The sequence below is a fragment of the uncultured Lactobacillus sp. genome (assembly GCF_945290125.1).
Taxonomy (GTDB): domain Bacteria; phylum Bacillota; class Bacilli; order Lactobacillales; family Lactobacillaceae; genus Lactobacillus; species Lactobacillus rizhaonensis.
On the sequence record NZ_CALYQV010000094.1, the window covers coordinates 1 to 4527 of the forward strand.

The 4527-nt window shown below is 35.1% G+C and carries 3 protein-coding genes; all 3 read right to left on the reverse strand.

Annotated elements, in window-relative coordinates; genetic code table 11:
- Nucleotides 1-82: 82 nt before the first annotated feature.
- Nucleotides 83-1984, reverse strand: coding sequence for a glucose PTS transporter subunit IIA (locus Q0K80_RS09855; RefSeq protein WP_294605885.1), 1902 nt, complete (start codon nt 1982-1984; stop codon nt 83-85).
- A complete protein-coding gene (locus Q0K80_RS09860; protein ID WP_294605887.1) occupies nt 1977-3416 on the reverse strand; it encodes a glycoside hydrolase family 1 protein in 1440 nt (479 codons plus the stop codon). Before Q0K80_RS09860 ends, Q0K80_RS09855 begins: the two co-directional genes overlap by 8 nt.
- Nucleotides 3417-3539: 123 nt before the next feature.
- Entirely contained in the window at nt 3540-4325 is a 786-nt protein-coding gene (locus tag Q0K80_RS09865) for a MurR/RpiR family transcriptional regulator (RefSeq protein ID WP_220220754.1), read from the reverse strand.
- Nucleotides 4326-4527 lie beyond the last annotated feature (202 nt).

A 4527-nucleotide genomic window follows, 5' to 3' on the forward strand; every position in this document is an offset into this window, starting at 1 on the left:
AAATTAAGGTTTAACCAACTATTTCTTCTTTTTAACAAAAATGAAGTTTACAGCAAGCCATAAACTTCATTTTGTTCATATTCTAATTTGCTTTTACCATTGCTACTGCGTCACCTTTTGTTACCTTTTCTTCAAGAGACTTAATTGGTTTGGTTAACCAATTATTTGTGGTAACTAAGGTTATGACAATTGGATCTTTTCCAGCAGCCTTAATTTGTTCAATATCCATTTTAACAAGTAATTGTCCTTTTTTAACATTCTCGTTTTCTTTTACCATTAAGGCAAAAGGTTTCCCAGCTAATTCAACTGTATCAAGGCCTAAATGTAATAATATTTCCAGTCCAGCAGCATTTCTTAAGCCAATTGCATGCTTGGTTTTAAAAATACTGACTACAGTACCATTGATTGGTGAACAGATTTTGCCATCCGCTGGAATTATGGCAAAACCGTCACCCAACTTTTTTTGTGCGATTAGATCATCATTAACCTGATCTAGCGGAATAACTTTGCCGTTAACTGGTGCTACTATTTCCTCAATATTAGGCTGTGTGACTTTTTCACCTATATTTGGTTTAGGCTTAGAAGTCGTTTGCTCGGTTTGAAATAGAACATTTTGTTGTCTTTTCTGATCCGTTTTTAGCAAAATCGTAGTAATAACAAAACTAGCAATAATTCCCGTTAACCAGGTAATAACTCCGCAAATAAAGTTTAAAGTTGGGTTTTGTCCAACAAAATATGAAATGAGAGCAATAAAGCCTGGTGCCATCACAGCCCCCTGTTTAATGTGAAGCAAGCCACCAACTAATCCGCCGATAGCTCCACCAGCAATCGCACCAATTAAAGCTTTTCGGTATGGAAGCAAAAAGCCAAAAATAGAAGGTTCCGTAATTCCCATTAAGCCAGTAAAACCTGCCGAAAAGCCTTCACCCTTAGTAATTTTCTTTTTGCTAAATACTGCAATGGCTAAAGCAGCTGCCCCCATTGCAGCATTACTTGGCAATGCCGCAGGATAAATCAACGTATCATAGCCAAATTCTGCCACATTGTTCATTGCAATTGGCACAAATCCTTTGTCAATTCCAAACATTACCAAAATAGGATTAAGAGCACTATATAAGGTAAATGCAAGCCAGTTTGCCTTCGCACTAAGCCAGTTAAAGCAACCCGCTATTGCAAAACTAATTGAATTGCTAATTGGTCCGATAATCACGAGTGTTATAGGAGCTGCCAATAAAATTGCTAGCAAAGGTGTAAAAAAGTAGGTAATTTCTTTGGGCATAATCTTATCAATCAACTTATAGATAAATGCCAGTAATAATACTCCTAAGATTGAAGTCAATAAAGTACCGTTATACTGCATTTTAGGTAAATTAATACCGAAAAAATTCAAGCCAGCAACATTGTTAATATCACCAAAAGTTAATATTGCCCCTAAAAAAGCTCCCATTGCAGCGGGAATTTTTAATTTTAAAGCAGTTTGAAAACCAACAAAAATAGGGATGTAATAAAAGCCAGCTGAAGCAATACTTGTTAAAACTATGGCCGTACCACTCTTGGGATTTAAGCCGAAAAAGGTCTTACATAAGTTAAGAATTGCTAGTAAAAAGCCAGCTGCTACGATTACAGGCATAATGGGCAAAACAACTCCACTAATGAAATCCAGTATCTTAGAAAATAGACTTTTAACAGTTAGCTTTTCTTCCTTTTTTTGATTATTTTGTCCGCCTAATTGTAGCTCGGGCAGTAGCTGATTATAGTAATCATCAACTTTTGTACCAATAAAGTTCTGAACTTCATTGCCCTTGATTACAACGCCCTTAATACCTGGCACTTGTTCTAGTGTTTGTTTATCAACTTTCAAGGGATCGATAACAGCAATTCTTAGTCGAGTTGCACAATGATATACGTCAGTAATATTACTTTTTCCACCAATTGCACGCAACAACACAGTTGCAATTTGATTAAAGTCTTGTTTTTCAGTCATTTTTTAAGCTCCCAGAAAAATATTGATCAATAAAATCACGGTACCAGTAGTAGCTCTTTTTGGGAGTCAAAGCCAGCTGATGAGCAAAATCAACCCTGATTAAGCCATAGCGCTTTTCATAGCCATTAATCCAGCTATACAGATCCATGGCAGACCAATGATAGTAACCATGCACCTTTACGCCCTCAGACTTGGCCTTTAGCAAATATTTTAAAAACTCAGCGGTCAACTTAATACGCTGTTCATCATTAACAAAACCAGTCTCATCTGCTTGTTCATAGCCACCATGACCATTCTCTGTAATCATAATTAATTTAGGCTGATATTTTCTTTGTACTTCACATAATGCTGTATACATTACCCGAGGCAATTCTTCTCGTCCCCATTGATTACGTTTCACCTTAGGATCAAATGCCGATTTAAAAAGATTATGAATCTGAATTCCCTCTTTTGCCTTGCTACGACTCCCTTGATTATTGTGAAAAACCTTTGTGACATCTTTAGTTCCATCAGTCAGATATTGCCGATTGTATAAATTAAGTCCTAAATAGTCAGCTTTACCTGCTGCTAAGAGTTCCTTATCATCTTTTTCACGGTATAGTAAGCAATTAAATGCAGCCAAAACTTCATCCGTTTCCTCAGGCATTTTGCCTAATAAGGCTGGACATAATATTTGCCTGTTATAAAAGAAATCCCCAATTAATTGAACATTCTTTTTATTTTTAGTTTCTGGCGCTAATTCAACATTGCCATTATCGTGCACAACCCCAATGATGCCATCAAGCCCTAAATCATGATAAATTTTGATTGCCTTTGCACTAGCAAGCATTAAATTATATTGATACTGAAAGTATGATTGAAAATCCAAATGACGATTAGGTGGATAATTGCCAACAACATTAACACAATAGCTGTAATAACGTGGTTCATTAATAGTTGCCCAAATTTTTACCCGATCGCCAAAATTTTCAAAACAAATCTTGGCATAATTGGCAAAATAATCCACTATTTGGCGATTTAACCATCCGCCATCGACGGCAAGTTCATAGGGTAAATCATAATGAAAAAGGGAAATATTCGGTTCAAGATTCTTTTCAATGGCGTAATCAATCACCCGATTATAAAAATCAATTCCTTTTTGATTGACTTGCCCCGTTCCCTTAGGCAAAATACGTGCCCAAGATATTGAAAAGCGAATTGTATTTTGATGCCCCTCCGCTAATAAATCAATATATTCTCGATAGCGATGATAAAAGTCTGATGCAACGTCACCGTCCGTGTGGTTAATATTCAATTTACTATTGTGATTAAAGTAATCCCATTCACCAAGACCCTTTTGATCTTCATTCCAAGCGCCTTCACATTGGTAAGCAGCTGTCCCTGCTCCCCATAAAAAATCTTTATCCTTAAAAATATCTGCAAATTTTCTCATTAGCAATCCTTTCTGCCATATAATTTTTTCTTGATAGCGCTATCTACATTGCTATCTTAGCAATAAAAAAAAGAGCACGTGGTTCAAAAATTGAACCACGCACTCTAGCGGTTGACTCTTACTTTACTTAAATAATGCCACATACCTTAAAAAGATTTGGTCAAATAAATATGTTATGCCATATTTACCATAGATCCCCAAATAATCTTCAGTAAAACTGCTGTTGCTAATATAAAAAACTTGGTCGTAGGATTTCGCTAAGTTTTCATTTCGGTTTCCCGTAATCATCATTTTGTCTCCTGGTAATTCGCGTAAAAAATCATTTAAAATTTCAGCATATTTTCCAGAAGTAGAAACAGTAATCAACAAGGCATTAGGTTTCAATGCTTTTAAGTACTTGTTAGAACGATACTTTTGGTCTAGTACAACAATCACCTTATTGGCATAAATCATTTCCTGTTGAAATTTAATTAGTGTGTTACTTGTATTGTTAGCACATAATAAAATGACTTCATTATGGCGATTGATTTGATAAACAATTTGATCAAGTACTGAGCTAGTAAAAACAGTATTAATATCATCTAGCATCTTTTTGATTAATTCCGTTAACTGTAAGTTGTTGATGTGATAGTCTTCCTTAGACCGATGGCGAATATCACTGGGAAAAATTATTTTAGAAAACGATGATTTCAAATCAATCAAACTTGAATAGCCTAATTTTTCGCAAAAGCGTCTGACAGCAGATCGCGAAACATAAGCATGATCGATAATCTCATTAACAGTCACCTGGTCTAACCGGGAGATATTTTCCACTAAGTAAGAGGCAATTGCGTGGTTGCCACTATCATAATGAGAATTGATTAATTCACTTAGTGAGTTTAGTAACCCAAGATTATTTACATTAGTCACCTTTAAACACTCCTATTAGCTCAAGCTGCAATTTTTGACATCAATTAACTTTAAGTATAGCCGATAACTATCAGTTATGACTGCTATTTTTAATTTAAAAGATATTTTAGTTATTTATTCAAGCAGTTGATAAAATCTTCCTTTAGGTTAAGCTTTTTTTCTGATTTAGTAGTTTATACTAGTAGTAATAAGTTGTAACGAT

Bases quoted from the DNA above. Each gene is read 5' to 3' on its own strand.
- Q0K80_RS09855 (WP_294605885.1), bottom strand. From the start codon at position 1,984: ATGACTGAAAAACAAGACTTTAATCAAATTGCAACTGTGTTGTTGCGT.
- Q0K80_RS09860 (WP_294605887.1), bottom strand. From the start codon at position 3,416: ATGAGAAAATTTGCAGATATTTTTAAGGATAAAGATTTTTTATGGGGA.